We start from the raw sequence: 18,309 nt of genomic DNA, 5'->3' as shown, positions 1-18,309 counted from the left end.
CGCGGTGGTGAACGGGAGCGGCTGCCGGACGGGAGGCGCGTGGCGGGCCCGCCACGCGCCTCCCGTCCGACACGGCGTGCGTCCCCGCGTGCCCGTTCCTTCCCAGAACGGTTGCGATGGCTTGTGGGAACGGGCGTACCTGGTCGATCGGGACGACCAAGTACGCCCGGTTCCACCCGGTACGCCCGGTTCCACGAGATGTGCACGGGAGCGCCGAGCCGGCGCTGGCGAGGGCCCGCTACGCCCTACTCGGGCAGGACCACGTCCTCGGGGCGGCCCGACGCTGCCGAACGCCCCGCGGCCTCCATCAGCGCCAGGCTCCGCAGGTTGTCGCGGCCGCTCGTCTCCGGCGCCGGACCGCCCTCGACCGAGCGCGCGAAGGCCTGCAGCCCGCCCTGCCGGTCGGTGTGCTCGAGGGTCGGCAGCTCGACGGGCTCGGCCTCGGCGTCCTGGTCGGCCCGCAGCGTCACGCGGTCCCCGGCGACCTCGCTCGGCGACCCGTCACGGCTCGTGAACCAGATCTCGCCGTCCTCGCCCTGGATGCTCCACTCCCCCGCCCACGCGGTGCGGGGAGCGCGCGAGAGCCAGCTGCCTCGGTAGCTCACCACGAGACCGTCCTCGAGCTCGATGATCATCGACGTCACGGCCTCGTCCTGGTACTTGCTGTACGACGGGTACGAGGCCCGGGCGTACACGCGGACGGCCTCCTTCCCGGTGATCATCCGGAGCAGGTCGAAGTGGTGGATCGCCATGTCGTTGATCATCGGGTGCGGGAACCGGTAGTGCGGGTAGGTCTCGACGGGCTGGTCGTTGTCCCACTGGCGGAAGTCGATGCTGATCGCGGAGAGCTCGCCGAGCTCCCCCGCTGCGAGCAGGTCCGTGACCGCCCGGGGTGCCGGGTACCAGCGGTAGTTCTGGCTGACCTGCAGCACGAGCCCGAGTTCCTCGGCGCGGCGGACCGCGGTGAGGGCTTCGTCGGTGGAGTTCGCGAAGGGCTTCTCGACCAGGACGTGCTTGCCGGCCTCGAGGGCCTCGAGCGCGAGCGGCACGTGCGTCACCGCCGGCGCGGTGATGACGACGGCGTCGGCCTCGACCCCGGCGAGCGCCTCGGTGAGCGAGGCGAACGCGGCCGAGGCGGGCAGTCCGAGGTCCTCGCGCACCGCGTCGAGCGTCGCGGGGACCGGGTCGACGAGCCCGACCACCTCTACTTCGGTGACCTGCGGGATGGCGGTGCGGGCCCAGTTGCCGCCCCACCCTCCGAGACCGACGTGGATGATGCGGACCGTCATGCGTGCACTCCTTCGTGACCGGCGCCCCACGACTCCCGCGGCGCGTGCGTCCAGTCTGTCAGGCCCGCGACGGGTGTCGTGCAGCCGCACCCAGCAGCCAGCGCGCCAGACGCAGGACGCCGATGGCGTGCGACGTCAGTGCGTCCAGGCGTAGGCGATGAGCGCCATCGTGACGATGAACCCCGCCAGGTAGTTGATCCAGAGGAACCGCTTCCACCCCGCGTTCGCCGCCTCGGCTCCGGCGTCGGTGACGTTCCACCACGGCAGCACGTTGAGCGCGTACGGCACGACCACGATCGCCGCGATCGGCCCCGGGAAGTCCGAGAACAGCAGTGCGACGCCCGCGACGAGGTACGCCACGAAGGCCAACCGCACGGTCGCGCGGGCGCCGATCACCGTCGCGACGGAACCGATGCCGCCCGCCCGGTCGGCCAGCACGTCCTGCACGGCACCGAACGCGTGCGAGGCCACGCCCCACAGGAAGAACGCGATGCACACGGCGACGAGCGCCCCGGTCCAGTGCGGTCCGGCGAGCGCCAGCCCGTACACCGCCGGCGACACGAAGTGCGTCGACGACGTCAACGAGTCGAGGAACGGCTTCTCCTTGAAGCGCAGCCCCGGTGCGGAGTACGCGATCACCGCGAAGACGCTGATCGCGAGGACGAGCCACGACCAGGGCCCGTTGCCGCTCAGGGCGCCGAGCACCACGAGCGCGATCAGGAACGGGACGTTCGTGACGACGACGGCCCACAGCGTGGTGCGGTGCACGCTCTTGTCGAGCAGCGCACCCTCGACCCCGCCCTTCCGCGGGTTCCGCAGGTCGGACTCGTAGTCGAACACGTCGTTGATGCCGTACATCGCCAGGTTGTACGGCACGAGGAAGTACACGACCCCGACGAGGAACGCGACGAGCGAGAACCCGCCCCCGCCGTCGACGCCGACCCCGCTGCCGAGCAGGTACGCGGCACCGAACGGGTACGCGGTGTTCACCCAGCTGATCGGCCGCGACGACACGAAGAGGGCGCGGGCCGTCGACGGTCTGGAGGCACTGCTCACGGTCACGGGGTCTCCTCCGGTCGACGGGGTGGCTGGGTCGGCGTTCCGACCGTACCGGTCCCGCGCCCCGCCCCGCGGACGGTCGGGTGGACGGACGACCGATCACGCGGCCGCTCCAGCAGCACCCAGCAGCTCGGCAGCAGCAGGACCGCGCCGATCGAGTACGCGAGGTCCTCGACGGGGAACAGCCCGACCCGGGCGCCGGAGATCAGCGCGTCGTCGTACGCGACGATGCCGAGTCCCACGATCACGTTGTTGAAGACGCCGGTCATCACGAGCAGCACGACGCCGGCCACCACGGCGCTGACGACACCGCCGACGATGCCTGCCCGCCGTCGACCGGTGCCACGGCGTCGGGCGGCGACCACCCCGGCCGCCACGGCGACGAGCGCGGCGAACGCCAGGAACGGCACCGCGAGCAGGGCGTACGTCGTCGGCCCGGTCACGAGCGCGACTCCTCGTCGACCCCGCCCGGTGCCCCGGCGCGGTCGAGCCGCCGGGCGACGACCGGACGCAGGGCACCGAACAGGTCCATCGTCGTCCAGCACAGGAGCACGAGGAAGAAGACCTCCTCCAGCGGTACCTCGGGAGCGAGCAGCACGCCGGTGAGCAGGTTGTTCCGCCCGATGAAGAAGATGCCGAGGTGCACGCCGACGATGTCCCACACCAGGAAGAACGCGAGCCCGACCACCATCACCGCAGCCGCGCGCAGGGGGCTCCGCCAGAAGAACAGCCGGTGGCGGGCGTCGAGCACCGCGATCCCGGCGATCGACACGAGGAGTCCGGCGAGGTACGCCCCCGGCATCAGCCCGTGGTCCGGGCGGACGCCGACGTCGACGACGCGGCCGGACCCGACGCCGGAGCCGGCAGCGGTGTCGGCAGCGGTTCGGTCGACGTGTCGCCGTGGATGCGCTTGAGCAGCACCTCGGCGCTGATCAGGCACATCGGCAGCCCGATGCCCGGCGTGGTCGACGCTCCCGCGTAGTAGAGCCCGTCGACCTTGCGGGAGACGTTCGCCTCGCGGAAGAACGCGCTCTGCGCCAGCGTGTGCGCCGGTCCGAGCATCGAACCGCTCCAGGCGTTGTAGTCGTCGGCGAAGTCCTGTGGGCCGATCGTGCGGCGCACCCGGATGCGGTCGCGCAGGTCGGGCACACCGGAGCGCTCGGCGATGACGTCGATCGCGCGGTCGGCGATCCGCTCGACCTCGGCGTCGCCGGCACCGTCGATCCCGCCCTTGCCGATGGACAGGTCGGCGGGCAGCGGCACCAGGACGAACAGGTTGCTCGACCCCTCGGGCGCGACGGTGTCGTCGGTGAGCGAGGGCGCGCAGACGTAGATCGACGCCGGGTCCGGCACGTGCCGGTCCTTCCCGAAGATCGCGCCGAAGTTCGCCTCCCAGTCGGCGGTGAACACGAGCGTGTGGTGCAGCAGCCCGGGCACGGGGCCGTCGACGCCGAGGTAGACGAGCACGGCGCTCGGCCCCGGGTCGCGCTTCCGCCAGTGCGGCTCCGGGTACGTCCGGTGCTCCGCGTCGAGCAGGTGCAGCTCGGTGTGGTGCAGGTCCGCGGCGCTCACCACGAGGTCGGCGGGCACGGTGTGCTCCGCTCCGGACGCGTCGCGGTGGACGACACCCGTGACGTGGCCGTCCTCGACCACGATCCGCTCGACGGGCGCACCGGTCGTGATCGTGGCGCCCTCGCGGCGGGCGACCCGTTCGACGGCCGCGATGACCTCGGTGATGCCGCCCTTCGGGTAGAGCACGCCGTCCGCCAGGTCGAGGTGGCTCATCAGGTGGTACATGCTCGGCGCGGCGTACGGGCTCGTGCCGAGGAACACCGCCGGGTACCCGAGGACCTGCCAGAGCCGGCGGTCGCGGACGGCCTTCGACGCGAACGTCGACAGCGGCTGCAGCAGGAGCCGGGCGAGCTTCGGCAGGCGTCGGAGCACGTCGGGGGCGGCGAGCTTCGTCAGGTCCGCGAACGTCGTGTACAGGAACCGGCGGACCGCTATCGCGTACGTGTCCTCGGCCGAGTCGAGGTACTTCCGCAGTCGCTCGCCGGCACCGGGCTCGACCGACTCGAAGAGCGCGATGTTCGCCTCGCGGTCGGCACGCAGGTCGATGGGCTCGTCGTCGCCCTCGCTGTAGACGCGGTACCCCGGGTCGAGCCGCACCAGGTCCATCTCGGCCTCGGCCGTGGTGTCGAGCAGCCGGAAGAAGTGGTCGAACACCTCGGGCATGAGGTACCAGGACGGACCGGTGTCGAACCGGAAGCCGTCCCGCTCCCACGACCCGGCGCGGCCGCCGAGCTGGTCGCGCTGCTCGAGCACGGTGACGGCGTAGCCGTCGCGGGCGAGCAACGCGGCGGACGCGAGTCCGCTGATGCCGCCGCCGACGATCACGGCACGTCGGGCCGGCACCGCGCGCTGCGCCGCGGGTGCGGACGGACGGGAGGCGCGTGGCGGGGTCATGCACGGCCTCCAGACCGGTGGTGGGCTGCGCGGGACGGCAGCGGGGCGCGTCCGGCGAGCACGCGCGCGGCGAGCTGCGCCTTCACCGGGTTCGGGACGCGCACGCGCGTCGTCACCAGGCGGTCCGCCGGGCAGGCGGCGATGCGGTCGTTGAGCTCCTGGAACAGCGCGTGCGCGAGGCCGACCGCCTTGCGGGCGTCGACCGGGAGCAGCGGGACCGTCAGCGCGGCACGGTCGAGGTCCGCCTGCACGTCGGCGACCAGGCGGTCCTTCGTCGCCTCGTCGAAGGTGCGGACGTCGACGCCCGGGAAGTACGAGCGCCCGAGCACCTCGAAGTCGGCGTGCAGGTCGCGCAGGAAGTTCACCTTCTGGAAGGCCGCTCCCAGCGCCCGCGCGCCGTCCACGAGCACGGCGTCGTCGAAGGTCGGTCGGCCGGCGCGGTGCACGAAGGCCCGGAGGCACATCAGGCCGACGACCTCGGCGGAGCCGTACACGTACCGGTCGAACGACTCCTGGTCGTGCTCGGTCTGCTCGAGGTCCATCCGCATCGACGCGAAGAACGGCTCCGTCAGCTCCGCCCCGAAGCCCGTCGTGCGGGCCGTGCGGGCGAAGGCGTGCACGACGGGGTTCACCGAGAAGCCGAGGCGCATCGCACGCTCGGTGTCGGCCTCGAGCTCGTCCAGCACCGTCCGGGCCAGGTCGTGGTCGAGCCCGGCCTCGGTCGCCGGGCCGTCCACGACCTCGTCGGCGACGCGCACCAGGGCGTAGACGTTGCGGATGTGCTCGCGGGTGTCCTTGGTGAGCAGTCGGCTCGCCAGCCCGAACGAGGTGGAGTAGCGCTCGATGACGACCCCGGAGGCGGCCTCGGCCGTCGCGTCGTAGAGGGGCAGACGCGGTGGTGCGGTCTGGGTCACCGCACGCGCTCCAGCAGTTCGGACACCAGGTGCTCCAGTCGTTCGGCGAGTTCGTAGGGCAGGGCTGCGAGCTCGGCGCGGGCGAGGGCGGCGTGCTCGGCGATCCGGGACTCGGCCGCCGACTTCGCGCCGCAGGTCTGCAGGGTCGCACGGAGCTCGGCCGCGCGTTCCTCGCTCAGCTCGGGGTCGCCGAGGTAGGGCGCGATGTCGTCCCAGCAGTCGGTGGTCGCGGCGTAGGCGATGAGCATGGTGCGCTTGCCCTCACGCAGGTCGCCGAGCACCGACTTGCCGGTCACGGTCTCGTCGCCGTACACCCCGAGCAGGTCGTCGACGATCTGGTAGGCGATGCCGATCTCGCGGCCGAAGGCGCCGAGGGCCTCGACCACGGATTCGGGCGCACCGGCGAGCACGGCGCCGGACTGCAGCGGGGCCTCGAAGGAGTAGACGCTCGTCTTCGCCCGTTCCATGGCGAGCACCTCGTCCACGGACGGCATCACGCCGAGCGCGAGGTCGACGTCGGTCATCTCTCCGGCGGCGCTCGCGAAGACCGCGTCGTCGAGGAGCTCGAGCAGGCGAGCGCGACGGTCACCGGTGACACCGGACGCCTCGATGAAGCGGGTCGTCGCGGCGAGCGCGAGGTCGCCCGCGATGACCGCGGCGCTCACTCCGCGGTGCTCGGCGGTGGGCAGCGCGAGGCCACCCGTGGTGCCGGTGTCGCGGAAGGACCCGGCGACGTTCGGCTCCCCGCGGCGCGACCAGTCGCGGTCGATGACGTCGTCGTGCACGACCAGGGCGGTGTGCAGCAGCTCGTAGGCGGCTGCGACGTTCGCGGCGGCGTGGGCGTCCGTGCCCCCGAGCCCGGCGTACGCGGTCAGGACCATGCGAGGACGGAAGCGCTTGCCGCCCATGCTCGCTCGACGGAGCACCCGCCAGAGTTCCTCGGACGGTCTGCCGAACCGACGCGCACGGGCCGACGACACCGCGAAGAAGCGCTCGATGCAGTCGTCGACCAGTGCGAGGTCGATCTGCGCCACGGTGGCCGCTTCCTCGCTCATTGGCCTAACCTATCGGGGCAGATGAACACTTTCCCGGAATCCGTCGTCCTGCTCGCCGAAGACCGCACTCCGATCGGCACAGCCGAGAAGTTCGCGGTGCACACCGAGGACACCCCGCTGCACCTGGCGTTCTCGTGCCACGTGCGCAACACCGAGGGCAAGGTCCTCGTGACCCGCCGCGCGCTGTCGAAGAAGACGTGGCCGGGGGTGTGGACGAACACGTTCTGCGGGCACCCCGGACCGGACGAGGCGTTCGAGGACGCCGTCGCCCGCCGGGCATCCCGCGAGCTCGGCATCACGGTCCGCGACGTCGAGCTCGTGCTGCCCGACTTCCGGTACCGCGCGGTCGACGCGTCGGGCATCGTCGAGAACGAGGTCTGCCCGGTGTTCCGCGCGGTGACCGACGACGTCCCGGCACCCGCGGACGACGAGGTCGCCGAGTACGCCTGGGTCTCCGAGGACGAACTGCGGGCGTCGGTCGCCGCCGCGCCCTTCGCGTGGAGCCCGTGGCTGGGGTGGCAGCTCACCGAGCTCGAGCAGCAGGGGCTGCGCGTCACCCGCTGAGCGGTCGCTCACTCGACGCGTGCCGCACCAGCGGGTAACGTGGCCCGCTGGTCGCGCCCTGGCGACCACGGACGACCGGAAGGGCAGGTGAGGCGCGATGTCGGGTGACCATCCTCGATCGGGCCGGACGACCGCCCCGGTCGCCACCGCGCCCGTTCGCTGACGCACGCCAGCGCTCCGGCCCTGCCGGCGCCCGTGCACGCCCTGCTCCGTCGAGGAGCATCGCGCCTGCCTGCTCCCGAGCACGAGGAGCACGACATGGCACGCATCGACGACGCCGTCTACATCGGAGGACGACGTGTCCCCGGTCCCGCGACCCTTCGCCCCGCCGCGGATCTGCACACGGCTGCGGATCCGCACGCGGTCACGGCGGACGACGGCGCGCTCGCGTGGATCGGCCTGCTGCGCCCGGACGACGCCGAGCTCGAGGCGGTCGCCGCGGAGTTCGACCTGCACGAGAACGCCGTCGAGGACGCCCGGAAGGGACACCAGCGCGCCAAGCTCGAGCGGTACGGGGACACGCTCTTCCTGGTGCTCCGTCCCGCACGGCACCGCGCGGACACGAACGAGGTCGAGTTCGGCGAGGTGCACCTGTTCGTCGGACGGCAGTTCGTGGTGAGCGTCCGGCACGCCGAGGAGCCCGACCTCGCCGCCGTGCGCTGCCGGGTCGAGGCGGACCCGGAGTTCCTCGCGATGGGGTCCGAGGCCGTCACCGCGGCCGTGCTCGACGAGATCGTGGACGGGTACGCCCCGGTGGTCGAGGTCATCCAGGACCAGGTCGACGCGATCGAGGACCAGCTCTTCGCCGGCCAGGTCGACCCCGGCGTCTCGAAGCGCATCTACCAGCTGCTCAGCGAGGTGCTCGGGTTCCAGCGCGCGACGGCCCCGGTGCCGGCGATGGTGCGCGGGCTGCTCCGGGGCGCCGAGAAGTACGGCGTCGACGACGAGGTGCAGCACCGCCTGCGCAACGTGCTCGACCACGCACTGCGGGTGACCGAGCGCGTGGACTCGTTCCGGGCGCTGCTCGAGAACGCCCTGACGCTGCACTCGACCCTGGTCACGCAGGAGCAGAACGAAGCGATGCGCCGGATGACGAGCGCGTCGCTGGCGCAGGGCGAGGAGAGCCGGCAGCTGGCTCGGGCCGCACACCGTCAGGGCGAGGAGGTCAAGAAGATCTCGTCGTGGGCGGCGATCCTCTTCGCGCCGGGGCTCATCGCGGGCGTGTACGGCATGAACTTCGACCACATGCCGGAGCTGCACTGGGAGTACGGCTACCCGGTCGCGATCGTGGCGATGCTCGCCCTGGCGGGGATCCTCTGGCTGGTGTTCCGGAAGCGCAACTGGCTCTGACCCTCGCGGTGCCGAGATCGACGACGGGCCCGTCACCCCGAGCGGGGTGACGGGCCCGTGCGCCGCCGAGCGGGAGATGCTCGGCCGCGCCGAGCGCCGGAGCTGCTCAGCCGCGCCGAGCGCGGGAGCTGCTCAGCCGCAGGACCGCAGCGCCGCGACGTTGCCGTCGAGCGATGCCGGTCCGCCGAGCAGCACCACGTGGTTCGCCCCGAACGAGTCGATGAAGTCCAGGGTGTCCTCGGGGATGCAACCGGGCTTCACGATGACGAGCGGCGAGCCGGAGACCGCGGCGAGGGGCGTGCCGGACAGCGCGTCCGGGAACTTCGTGCCCACCGCGACGTAGACGGTGTCGCTGTAGCCACCGAACGGTGCGAAGACGTCCCACGACAGGTTCGCCGAGACGTCGAAGCGCGTCGCGCCCTCGTAGCGACCGGACCACTTGTCACCGGCCACGTCGTGCGCCACGGCGTCGCTCAGCGAGATCGCGCCGCCGACGGCCCAGACCGACTCGACGCCGAGCGACCGCCGGACCGCAGCCGCGGCGGGGTCGGCCGTCCACTTGCCCGGCGTGATCATCAGCGGGACGTCGTCGTACGCCGCCGCGGCCCCCGCGGAGAGCGCGTCCGCGAAGCCGGTGCCGTTCGCCAGGTACATGCTCGACGCACCGGTGGCACCCCACGTGTCGGTCGCGAGCTGTCGAGCCACCGCGTACCGGTCCGCTCCGGACACCCGACGGACGTCGGGGGCGAGGCCCTGCAGCTGCGTGAACACGTCGGCGGAGACCGACGGCGGTCCGCCGACGACGACGATGCGGTCGGGGGCACGCGCGACGATGGCCCGGCGCACGACGTCGGGGATCGCGGTCGGGGTGACGAGCAGGAGCGGCGCGTGGTCGTGCGCGGCGACCGGTCCGGCCGTCAGCGCGTCGGGGAAGTTCTCGCCGTTCGCGACGTAGACCGTCCCGCCGGTGCCCGGGATCCTCGCGGCGACCGCCGCCGAGACGTCGTACCGGTTCCCGCCGTCGATGCGGGTGACGTCACGGACGGGCTCCTGCAGGTCGATCATCAGCCCGGTGTCGAGCCCCTGGACCGTCAGCGGCGTCGCGGCCGCGGGGTCGGTCGTCCAGCGCGAGCCCGCCCAGTAGCTGGTCGCCCAGCTGCCGTCGACCGCACTGAACCGCAGGATGTACCGCCCCTTCACGAGCCCGCGGATCTCCCAGTAGTCGGCCGACCGCGGGTCGACGTCGGACCCGCTCACCAGGACCGGGCGGCCACCGTGCTCGTCGAGGCGCCACGCTGTGACGACGCCGGAGACGTCAGGGTGGGAGGTACCAGCCGGGTACTTCCACTCGCCGACGACGCGGGCCGGGTAGTGCGCGGAGAACGCCCCGAGACGGACTGTCTGCCCTGCCGCGACGACGACCTTCATCGCCTCGCGCTGCGTCGGGGCGTCCGGGTACCAGGAGTGCGCCACGAACTGCTGCTCGTCGGAGGGGTCGCGCAGCGACAACCAGTAGGTGCCCGCCGGCACCGTCGCGACGAACGAACCGTGCGCCGCCTGGTCGACCGACGTGACGACGTACCCGCTCGCGTCGACCACGTCGACCGTGGCGTTCGGGGCCATGCCTTCGTCCTCGAGGAAGACCTGACCGACGAGGTGCCCGTCGGTCGAGGCGGCGGTCGCGGTGGTCGGCAGCAGGACCGCGCCGACGAGCGCGGCCACGGCGGCGATCGCCGCGACGACGGACCGCCCCCGCAGGGCACGCGGCACGGTGCGGTGGTTCAAGGGCCGGCGCGGCGCCCGGGCGTCGCGCGGCGTCGTGGCGCTGCGGGCCGTGGCGGCGGCAGCGGGGGCGGTCGAGTCCGCCTCGTTCTGAGGATGCACAGCCGAATCGTAGGTGCGTGTGGCAGCGCCGCGCAGCCCCGGTCCGAGGGACACCCTCCGGCTGGCGCGCAGCCGACTGCCGTGCATAATGATCTGGCTCGGGATGTGAACGTGCACATCGAGGTGCCACGACCCCGGGCGGGAGAGAGCAACGATGGCGTCACCGCGGACACAGCAACCGCGCTCGCCCAGCATCCGCGACGTCGCGCGGGTCGCCGGCGTCTCGCACCAGACGGTGTCGCGCGTGCTCAACAACTCGGACGCGATCCGTGCCGAGACGAAGGACCGCGTGCTGGCCGCGATGGAGCAGCTGCAGTACCGGCCGAACCGGGCTGCGCGCGCCCTCGTCACCAGCCGGACCCACACGATCGGCGTGCTCACCGCCCAGCGCTCGCACTACGGCCCGGCCGCGACGATGCAGGCGATCGAGGACGCCGCCGTGACGCGCGGCTACTCGGTCACGACCGCGAACATCGCCGCCGCCACCGACGAGGCGGTCCGGGACGGTCTCGGGCACCTGCTCGACCAGGACGTCGACGGCATCATCGTCATCGCCCCGCAGCAGCGCGTCTTCGACCTCATCGAGGAGCTCGGCATGCGGACGCCCTACGTGGCGCTCCGCACGAGCGGCGGCGACGAGCGCTCGACGCTCTTCATCGACCAGATGGAGGGCGCCCGGCTGGCGACCGCGCACCTGCTCGACCTCGGGCACGAGTACGTGCGGCACCTGGCGGGACCGCAGGACTGGATCGAGGCCGAGGCCCGGATGCAGGGGTTCCTGCGCGAGATGTCCGACCGGGACATGCCGGTCGTCCCGCCGATCCTGGGCGACTGGACCGCCGACTTCGGCTACCACGCCGGCCGTGAGCTCCTGCGGTACCGGGACTGCACCGCGATCTTCTGCTCGAACGACGCGATGGCGCTCGGGGTCATGCACGCGGCACGCTCCTACGGACTCGACGTCCCGGGCGACCTGTCCGTGGTCGGCTACGACGACATCCCGGAGGCGAAGCACCTCTGGCCGCCGCTGACCACGGTGGAGGTCGACTTCCCGGAGCTCGGTCGCCGCTGCGTGGAGCTGCTCCTGCCGTCCGAGGACCACGCGCTCCGCCCGGTCGACCTCGTGCCGCAGCTCGTGGTGCGCGGGTCGACGGGCGCACCCCGGCGTCGCTGACGCGACCACCCGTCGGCGCGACGGGGCCGCACCGCTGACGCGGCCACCCGTCGGCCTGGAGGCGCGTGGCGGCGCCGCCCCGCGCCTCCCGTCCGTCCCGCTCTCGTCGCACGACGTGCCGCTCATCTCCGCCGCACACGGCACGTTGCGCGACCGGAGCACCCGCACGCGGCGCGTTCCGCGACCGGAACTGGAACCGACAGGCCGGCCGGACGGGTCTCGCGCGCCCAGACCACCCCACCTCGGGGGGCGCCAGCACGCGGATTCCGCCGGATCACGCGGGCCGTTACACAAACGCGACCGAACCGAATTGACAGCCGCGACGGGGCTGTGCGTAAATTACCTCCGTTCCGCCGATGTGAACGGTCACATGACCGTCACACAGCACTCGTCCGAAGCGACGAGCGGCAGGACACCGGACGCGACAACGAGGTCCACGCAGGTTCTCCTGCGCCCCCGGTGCCGCACCTCACCACCCGAAGGACTGCCGCACCGCAGCGGCAGAAGGAGATGCACCGTGGCGTCAACCCCACAGGGACCGGACCTGGCCACCAGGTCCGTCACCAGCGCCGAGACCATCCTCGAGATGCGGTCGATCACCAAGGAGTTCCCTGGTGTCAAGGCGCTCTCGGACGTGTCGCTCAGCGTCCGCGCCGGCGAGATCCACGCGATCTGCGGCGAGAACGGCGCCGGCAAGTCGACCCTCATGAAGGTGCTGTCGGGCGTCTACCCGTACGGCACCTACAGCGGCGAGATCGTCTACGAGGGCGAAGAGGTCCGCTTCAAGGACATCAAGCAGTCCGAGCAGGCCGGCATCGTCATCATCCACCAGGAGCTCGCGCTCATCCCCGAGCTGTCGATCACCGAGAACCTGTTCCTCGGCAACGAGCCCGGTCGCTTCGGGGTCATCGACTGGACCAGCGCCCAGCTCCGCGCGCAGGACCTGCTCGCCCGCGTCGGCCTCGACGAGGACCCGGACACGCAGATCAAGAACCTCGGTGTCGGCAAGCAGCAGCTCGTCGAGATCGCGAAGGCCCTGCACAAGGACGTCAAGCTCCTCATCCTCGACGAGCCGACCGCGGCCCTGAACGAGAACGACTCGCAGCACCTGCTCGACCTGATCGTCGGGCTGAAGTCCAAGGGCATCGCGAGCATCATCATCAGCCACAAGCTCAACGAGATCGAGCAGATCGCCGACGAGATCACGATCATCCGTGACGGCAAGGCGATCGAGACGCTCAACGTGAAGGGCGACGGCGTCAACGAGGACCGCATCATCCGCGGGATGGTCGGGCGCTCGCTCGAGAGCCGCTTCCCGGACCGCACGCCGAAGATCGGCGAGGTGTTCTTCGAGGTGAAGAACTGGACCGTCCAGCACCCGCAGGACGCGTCCCGACTGGTCGCCAAGGGCTCGAACTTCCACGTCCGCCGCGGCGAGATCGTCGGTTTCGCGGGCCTGATGGGTGCCGGCCGCACCGAGCTCGCGATGAGCATCTTCGGCCGCTCCTACGGCAACTTCATCGACGGCCAGATCATCAAGGACGGCCGCGAGATCAAGATCGCGAACGTCCAGCAGGCGATCCAGCACGGCCTCGGCTACGTCTCCGAGGACCGCAAGGCCCTCGGCCTGAACCTGCTCGACACGGTGAAGCGCTCCACGGTCGCCGCCGACCTGCCGAAGATCTCGAAGGCCGGTGTCGTCGACTCCCTCGAGGAGTACGACGTCGCCGAGCGCTACCGCAAGATGCTCCGCACCAAGGTGCCGACCGTCGAGGAGAACGTCGGCAAGCTGTCCGGCGGGAACCAGCAGAAGGTCGTCCTGTCCAAGTGGATGTTCACCGACCCGGACCTGCTGATCCTCGACGAGCCCACCCGCGGCATCGACGTCGGCGCGAAGTTCGAGATCTACGGCATCATCCAGCAGCTCGCGGCACAGGGGAAGGGCATCATCCTCATCTCCTCCGAGCTCCCCGAACTCCTCGGCCTCTCCGACCGGATCTACACGATCTTCGAGGGCCAGATCACGGCCGACGTCCCCGCGGACCAGGCCGACCCCGAAACCCTCATGCGCAGCATGACCTCCGCGCGGAAGGGCGCACTGATCTCATGAAGAACCTGAAACTGCTCTTCGGCAAGGGCAACAGCATCGGCCAGTACGGCATGATCATCGCGCTCATCGCGATCCTGATCCTGTTCTCGATCCTGACGAACGGGCTCATCCTCGAGCCGACGAACATCATCAACGTGTTCCTGCAGTACTCCTACATCCTCATCCTGGCGCTGGGGATGGTCATGGTGATCATCGCGGGACACATCGACCTGTCGGTCGGTTCGGTCGCGGCGTTCACCGGCATCATCGTCGCCCAGTCGATGGCGCAGTGGAACTTCCCGGCGTGGGCCGCGATCATCCTCGGCCTGGCGGTCGGTGCGGCGGTCGGTGCCTGGCAGGGCTTCTGGGTGGCGTTCGTGAAGGTCCCGGCCTTCATCGTGACCCTGGCCGGCCAGCTCATCTTCCGCGGTGCGAACCAGATCATCGGCAACTCGACCTCGCAGCCCGTCCCGAGCGACTACGCGCAGATCGGCTCCGGCTTCCTGCCCGACTTCGGCCCGGACTTCGGGTTCTCGAACGGCACGCTCATCCTCGGCATCGTCACCTGCCTCGTGCTGGTCTTCCTCGAGTTCCGCGGTCGCCAGCGTCGCAAGAAGATGCAGGCCGAGCTCGTCCCGCTCTGGGTCTCGATCGTCCGCACGGGCATCCTGGTCGCCGTCACGCTCGTCGCGACGTACCTGTTCGCCGCCGGCCCGGCCGGTACCTCGATCCCGGTCGTCGCGATCATCCTCGGCGTCCTGACCATCGTCTACGGCTTCCTCACCAAGAACACGATCTTCGGCCGCCAGGTCTACGCGGTCGGTGGCAACGCGAACGCCGCCGTCCTGTCGGGTGTCAGCGCCCGCAAGGTCAACTTCTTCGTGATGATGAACATGTCCGTCCTGGCCGCCGTCGCCGGCATGGTCTTCGTCGGCTACTCGGGTGCCTCGGGCCCCGCCGACGGCACCGGCTGGGAGCTCGACGCGATCGCCGCCGTGTTCGTCGGTGGCGCCGCGGTCGCCGGTGGCATCGGCACGATCTCCGGGTCGATCATCGGTGGTCTCGTCATGGCCCTGCTGTCCAACGGCCTGTCGCTGGTGGGCCTGGAGTCCAACCGCGTCCAGATCATCCGCGGTCTCGTCCTGCTCGTCGCCGTCGCCTTCGACGTCTACTCGAAGTCGCAGGGTCGTCCGTCCCTGATCGGCGGGATGTTGAAGCAGTTCCAGCGGAAGGACACCCAGGACAACACGGTGGCCGCGCAGCAGCCGCGGAGCATCGAGGACCAGCCCGAGAAGGTCAACGTCCAGTAACACGTGGCGGGCGGCCGCTCCGGTGGCCGCCCGCACGATCCCTGCACCACACAGCACCACTCCTCAACGAAGAGAAAGCAATCTCATGCGCAAGAAGCTCATCGCCGGCATCGGCCTGGCACTCGTCGCGGGTCTCGCCCTCAGCGGCTGCTCCGCCCGCGGCAACTCGGACGCCGGCTCGGCCTCCTCCGGCGGCGCCTCGAACGTCCAGATCAAGAAGGGCGACCTGATCGGCGTCGCGCTCCCCGCCAAGACCTCGCAGAACTGGGTGCTCGCTGGTGCCGCGTTCGAGAAGTCGATCGAGGACGCCGGGTTCAAGGCCGACATCCAGTACGCCAACGCCGGCAACCCGGTCCCGGACCAGCAGGGTCAGATCCAGTCGATGGTCACCAAGGGCGCGAAGGCGATCATCATCGGTGCCGCCGACGGTTCGCAGCTCGGCACGCAGGTCGCCGCCGCGAAGAAGTCCGGCGCGGTCGTCATCGCCTGGGACCGCAACATCCTGAACACCGCGGACGTCGACTACTACGTCGCGTTCAACAACTTCAAGGTCGGCCAGCTGCAGGGTCAGGCCCTGCTCGACGGACTCAAGGCCAAGAAGTCCAGCGGCCCGTACAACATCGAGCTCTTCTCCGGCTCGCCCGACGACGCCAACGCGAAGGTCTTCTTCAACGGCGCCATGGACGTGCTCCAGCCGAAGATCGACGACGGCACGCTCAAGGTCGTCTCGGGTCAGACCTCGTTCTCGCAGACGAACACCCAGGGCTGGCTCGCGCAGAACGCCCAGTCGCGCATGACCGACATCCTGACGAAGTCGTACACGAACACCGAGCTCGACGGCGTCCTGTCGCCGAACGACACCCTCGCCCGTGCGATCCTCACCGCGACCGCTGCGGCCGGCAAGCCGAACCCGGTCGTCACCGGTCAGGACTCCGAGACCGCCTCGATCCCGCTGATCATGCAGGGCAAGCAGTACTCGACCATCTACAAGAACACCACCGAAGAGGCGCAGGCCGCGATCGACCTGGTCTCCGACCTGGCCGACGGCAAGACCCCGAAGACCACCGAGGACAAGAACAACGACAACGGCAAGAAGGTCGTGCCGGCCGTCGAGCTGACCCCGATCCTGGTCACCAAGGAGAACGCGGTCGAGGCCTACAAGGGCAACGACACCCTCGAGGAGCTCGCCAAGAAGGGCTGATCCCCTTCCACAGCAGCACCCCAGCACCACAGCACGAGGACGGCCCCGTCTCGCTCCGGCGAGACGGGGCCGTCCCGCGTTCCGGGGCGCGTGGGGCGTCGGCGCGAGACACCGCCGGTTCCCGGGGCGTCTCGGCGTCCGCGGTGCGTCCCGCTCGGACGCCCCCGTCTCGCGGACCGTTCGGGCGACGGACGGGAGGCACGGGTCGGGGCCGCCACGGGCCTCCCGTCCGACGCTCCATCCGTCCCGGTGACGTGGCCGGGTCCGACCGTGGGAGTGGTCAGTCCGCGGGTGCCGGCGGCTCCTCGAGCGCATCGGGGCCGCCAGCACCCGCCCCGCGCCCACGCAATCGCTCGACCGCCGCGCACAGCCGCGGGACGTCCACACGTGCCGTCCACAGCAGCACCGACTCCGTGACCTGCCGTCGACGACCGGTCAGGCGGTCCCCCACCCCGGCGAGCCGCGCCCACGGGATCTCCGGCTCGACGGCGGTCAGGTCGGCCGGCAGGGTCGCGACGACCGCGCCGATCTCGACCAGCCGCATGCGCACCGCGTCGAGCACGAGCTCGGAGGCGTCGTCCATCCCGACGTGCCGTTCGATTGCCGCGCAGGCCCGCACGATCTCGTCGAGGCGGTCCTCCAGGTCGCGTGGTGACGCGCCACCGACGACAGGGGTCCTGGTCACAGCGGCACCGAGACGCTGTACCGGTCGGCTCCGGCGCCCGCGGCGTCGAGCACCTCCACGTCCACCTCGAGCAACCGCTCGGCGTCGTCCTGGATGCGCATGAGCGTGAAGATGCCGGCGCCCGGTGCCAGGTCGACGAGCAGCACGACCGACTCACGGCCCCTGCCGGCGTCGGAGGCGCACACCACCCGGGGCGCGGCCGCACCGTTGCGCTCGACCAGGGCGACGAGGGCGTCACGGACCGCAGCGACCCGGTCGAGCAGCGGCGGCGGGACGTCCATCGGGAGCAGGTCGACCGCCGCCTCGAAGCCCGCTGCGCGCACGAGCCGCTGCAGTGCGGCGAGCGAGGGTTCGCGGCGTCCGTTCTCGTAGGTGCTGATCACGCTCTGCGTGACCCCGGCGCGCGCGGCCAGCTGCACCTGCGTCAGACCGGCACGGAGCCGTGCGACGCGGATGAGCTCGGACGCCACCACCGGGTGCGCTGCACGGGTCGGTGCTTCGGACATATCGTCACCATACACAACATGTGACATCTCGGTCATCGGCGGTACATCAGTGCCGTTGCGGCTGAGAGTGGCGCTCTGGTCGATGACCGCGTCCGCGCTTGCGGACGTGCACGCGGACCTGCTCAGTCGCGCTGCGAGACGTCCGCGCGGTGGAAGTTGAGCGCCGAGCGCGACGGGGTCGGGCCGCGCTGCCCCTGGTAGCGCGACTGGTACTCGGCGGAGCCGTACGGCTTCTCGGCCGGGCTCGACAGCTGGAAGAAGCAGAGCTGCCCGATCTTCATGCCCGGCCAGAGCTTGATCGGCAGCGTCGCGACGTTCGACAGCTCGAGCGTGACGTGGCCGGAGAAGCCCGGGTCGATGAAGCCCGCCGTCGAGTGCGTCAGCAGGCCCAGGCGACCGAGCGAGCTCTTTCCCTCGAGTCGGGCGGCGATGTCGTCGGGCAGGGTGACGACCTCGAACGTCGAACCGAGCACGAACTCCCCCGGGTGGAGCACGAAGGCCTCGTCCGGGTCGGTCTCGACCAGACGGGTGAGCTCGGGCTGGTCCTCGGCGGGGTCGATGTGCGGGTACTTGTGGTTGTCGAACAGCCGGAAGTACTTGTCGAGCCGGACGTCGATGCTCGACGGCTGGACGAGCGAGGGGTCGTACGGGTCGAGGCCGATCCGCCCCTCGGCGAGCTGGGCGGTGATGTCGCGGTCGGAGAGCAGCACGCGCAGCAGCCTAGCGGCAGGGTACGGCCACCGATATGCTGCGAGGCTGCCCT

The 18,309-nt window shown here is 71.0% G+C and carries 17 protein-coding genes; 6 read left to right on the top strand and 11 right to left on the bottom strand.

Going from position 1 to position 18,309, the window contains the following annotated elements; all coding sequences use genetic code 11:
- Positions 1-245: 245 nt before the first annotated feature.
- The 7 genes from LCG91_RS02090 to LCG91_RS02060 form a co-directional block, all read right to left on the bottom strand.
- The gene (locus LCG91_RS02090) at positions 246-1,289 is read right to left on the bottom strand and encodes a Gfo/Idh/MocA family protein (RefSeq protein ID WP_224442328.1); all 1,044 of its coding nucleotides are present in this window, start codon (positions 1,287-1,289) and stop codon (positions 246-248) included.
- Between the two features lie 135 nt (positions 1,290-1,424).
- Positions 1,425-2,351, bottom strand: a complete 927-nt coding sequence (locus tag LCG91_RS02085; RefSeq protein ID WP_224442327.1) for a prenyltransferase — start codon at positions 2,349-2,351, stop codon at positions 1,425-1,427.
- Entirely contained in the window at positions 2,348-2,791 is a 444-nt protein-coding gene (locus LCG91_RS02080; protein WP_224442326.1) for a lycopene cyclase domain-containing protein, read from the bottom strand. Before LCG91_RS02080 ends, LCG91_RS02085 begins: the two co-directional genes overlap by 4 nt.
- Entirely contained in the window at positions 2,788-3,150 is a 363-nt protein-coding gene (locus LCG91_RS02075) for a lycopene cyclase domain-containing protein (protein ID WP_224442325.1), read from the bottom strand. Before LCG91_RS02075 ends, LCG91_RS02080 begins: the two co-directional genes overlap by 4 nt.
- Positions 3,150-4,814 carry a phytoene desaturase family protein gene (gene crtI / locus LCG91_RS02070; protein ID WP_224442324.1) on the bottom strand — a complete coding sequence of 555 codons (1,665 nt, stop codon included), beginning with the start codon at positions 4,812-4,814 and terminating at the stop codon, positions 3,150-3,152. The genes LCG91_RS02075 and crtI overlap by 1 nt, the downstream gene beginning before the upstream one ends.
- Entirely contained in the window at positions 4,811-5,728 is a 918-nt protein-coding gene (locus LCG91_RS02065; protein ID WP_058728655.1) for a phytoene/squalene synthase family protein, read from the bottom strand. Before LCG91_RS02065 ends, crtI begins: the two co-directional genes overlap by 4 nt.
- Complete coding sequence (locus LCG91_RS02060; protein ID WP_224442323.1) at positions 5,725-6,783, bottom strand: polyprenyl synthetase family protein; 1,059 nt, start codon at positions 6,781-6,783, stop codon at positions 5,725-5,727. The genes LCG91_RS02065 and LCG91_RS02060 overlap by 4 nt, the downstream gene beginning before the upstream one ends.
- A gap of 21 nt (positions 6,784-6,804) precedes the next feature.
- On the opposite strand from LCG91_RS02060, the gene idi reads away from it, so the two are divergent.
- Both idi and LCG91_RS02050 read left to right on the top strand, forming a co-directional pair.
- Positions 6,805-7,347, top strand: coding sequence for an isopentenyl-diphosphate Delta-isomerase (gene idi / locus LCG91_RS02055; RefSeq protein ID WP_058728653.1), 543 nt, complete (start codon positions 6,805-6,807; stop codon positions 7,345-7,347).
- 258 nt (positions 7,348-7,605) lie between these two features.
- Entirely contained in the window at positions 7,606-8,697 is a 1,092-nt protein-coding gene (locus tag LCG91_RS02050; protein ID WP_058748556.1) for a magnesium and cobalt transport protein CorA, read from the top strand.
- Between the two features lie 132 nt (positions 8,698-8,829).
- On the opposite strand, the gene LCG91_RS02045 is transcribed toward LCG91_RS02050, so the two are convergent.
- Positions 8,830-10,581, bottom strand: coding sequence for a cell wall-binding repeat-containing protein (locus LCG91_RS02045; protein WP_224442322.1), 1,752 nt, complete (start codon positions 10,579-10,581; stop codon positions 8,830-8,832).
- Between the two features lie 154 nt (positions 10,582-10,735).
- On the opposite strand from LCG91_RS02045, the gene LCG91_RS02040 reads away from it, so the two are divergent.
- The 4 genes from LCG91_RS02040 (at position 10,736) to LCG91_RS02025 (ending at position 16,355) form a co-directional block, all read left to right on the top strand.
- Positions 10,736-11,755: a LacI family DNA-binding transcriptional regulator gene (locus LCG91_RS02040; RefSeq protein ID WP_058748559.1), complete on the top strand. Its 1,020-nt coding sequence runs from the start codon at positions 10,736-10,738 to the stop codon at positions 11,753-11,755.
- A 586-nt stretch (positions 11,756-12,341) separates the two neighbouring features.
- Positions 12,342-13,865, top strand: coding sequence for a multiple monosaccharide ABC transporter ATP-binding protein (gene mmsA / locus LCG91_RS02035; protein ID WP_058748561.1), 1,524 nt, complete (start codon positions 12,342-12,344; stop codon positions 13,863-13,865).
- The gene (mmsB, locus tag LCG91_RS02030) at positions 13,862-15,154 is read left to right on the top strand and encodes a multiple monosaccharide ABC transporter permease (RefSeq protein WP_058748562.1); all 1,293 of its coding nucleotides are present in this window, start codon (positions 13,862-13,864) and stop codon (positions 15,152-15,154) included. Before mmsA ends, mmsB begins: the two co-directional genes overlap by 4 nt.
- A gap of 85 nt (positions 15,155-15,239) precedes the next feature.
- Positions 15,240-16,355, top strand: coding sequence for a sugar-binding protein (locus LCG91_RS02025; protein ID WP_224442321.1), 1,116 nt, complete (start codon positions 15,240-15,242; stop codon positions 16,353-16,355).
- Between the two features lie 280 nt (positions 16,356-16,635).
- On the opposite strand, the gene LCG91_RS02020 is transcribed toward LCG91_RS02025, so the two are convergent.
- From LCG91_RS02020 to dcd, 3 genes are all read right to left on the bottom strand, one after another.
- Positions 16,636-17,040 carry a DUF86 domain-containing protein gene (locus LCG91_RS02020; RefSeq protein ID WP_058748564.1) on the bottom strand — a complete coding sequence of 135 codons (405 nt, stop codon included), beginning with the start codon at positions 17,038-17,040 and terminating at the stop codon, positions 16,636-16,638.
- Positions 17,037-17,546, bottom strand: coding sequence for a helix-turn-helix transcriptional regulator (locus LCG91_RS02015; RefSeq protein WP_058748565.1), 510 nt, complete (start codon positions 17,544-17,546; stop codon positions 17,037-17,039). The genes LCG91_RS02020 and LCG91_RS02015 overlap by 4 nt, the downstream gene beginning before the upstream one ends.
- A gap of 122 nt (positions 17,547-17,668) precedes the next feature.
- Complete coding sequence (gene dcd / locus LCG91_RS02010) at positions 17,669-18,256, bottom strand: dCTP deaminase (protein ID WP_111226833.1); 588 nt, start codon at positions 18,254-18,256, stop codon at positions 17,669-17,671.
- Positions 18,257-18,309 lie beyond the last annotated feature (53 nt).

Source organism: Curtobacterium sp. TXMA1, from assembly GCF_020162095.1.
Taxonomy (GTDB): domain Bacteria; phylum Actinomycetota; class Actinomycetes; order Actinomycetales; family Microbacteriaceae; genus Curtobacterium.
This window is presented reverse-complemented; position numbering and strand designations above follow the sequence as displayed.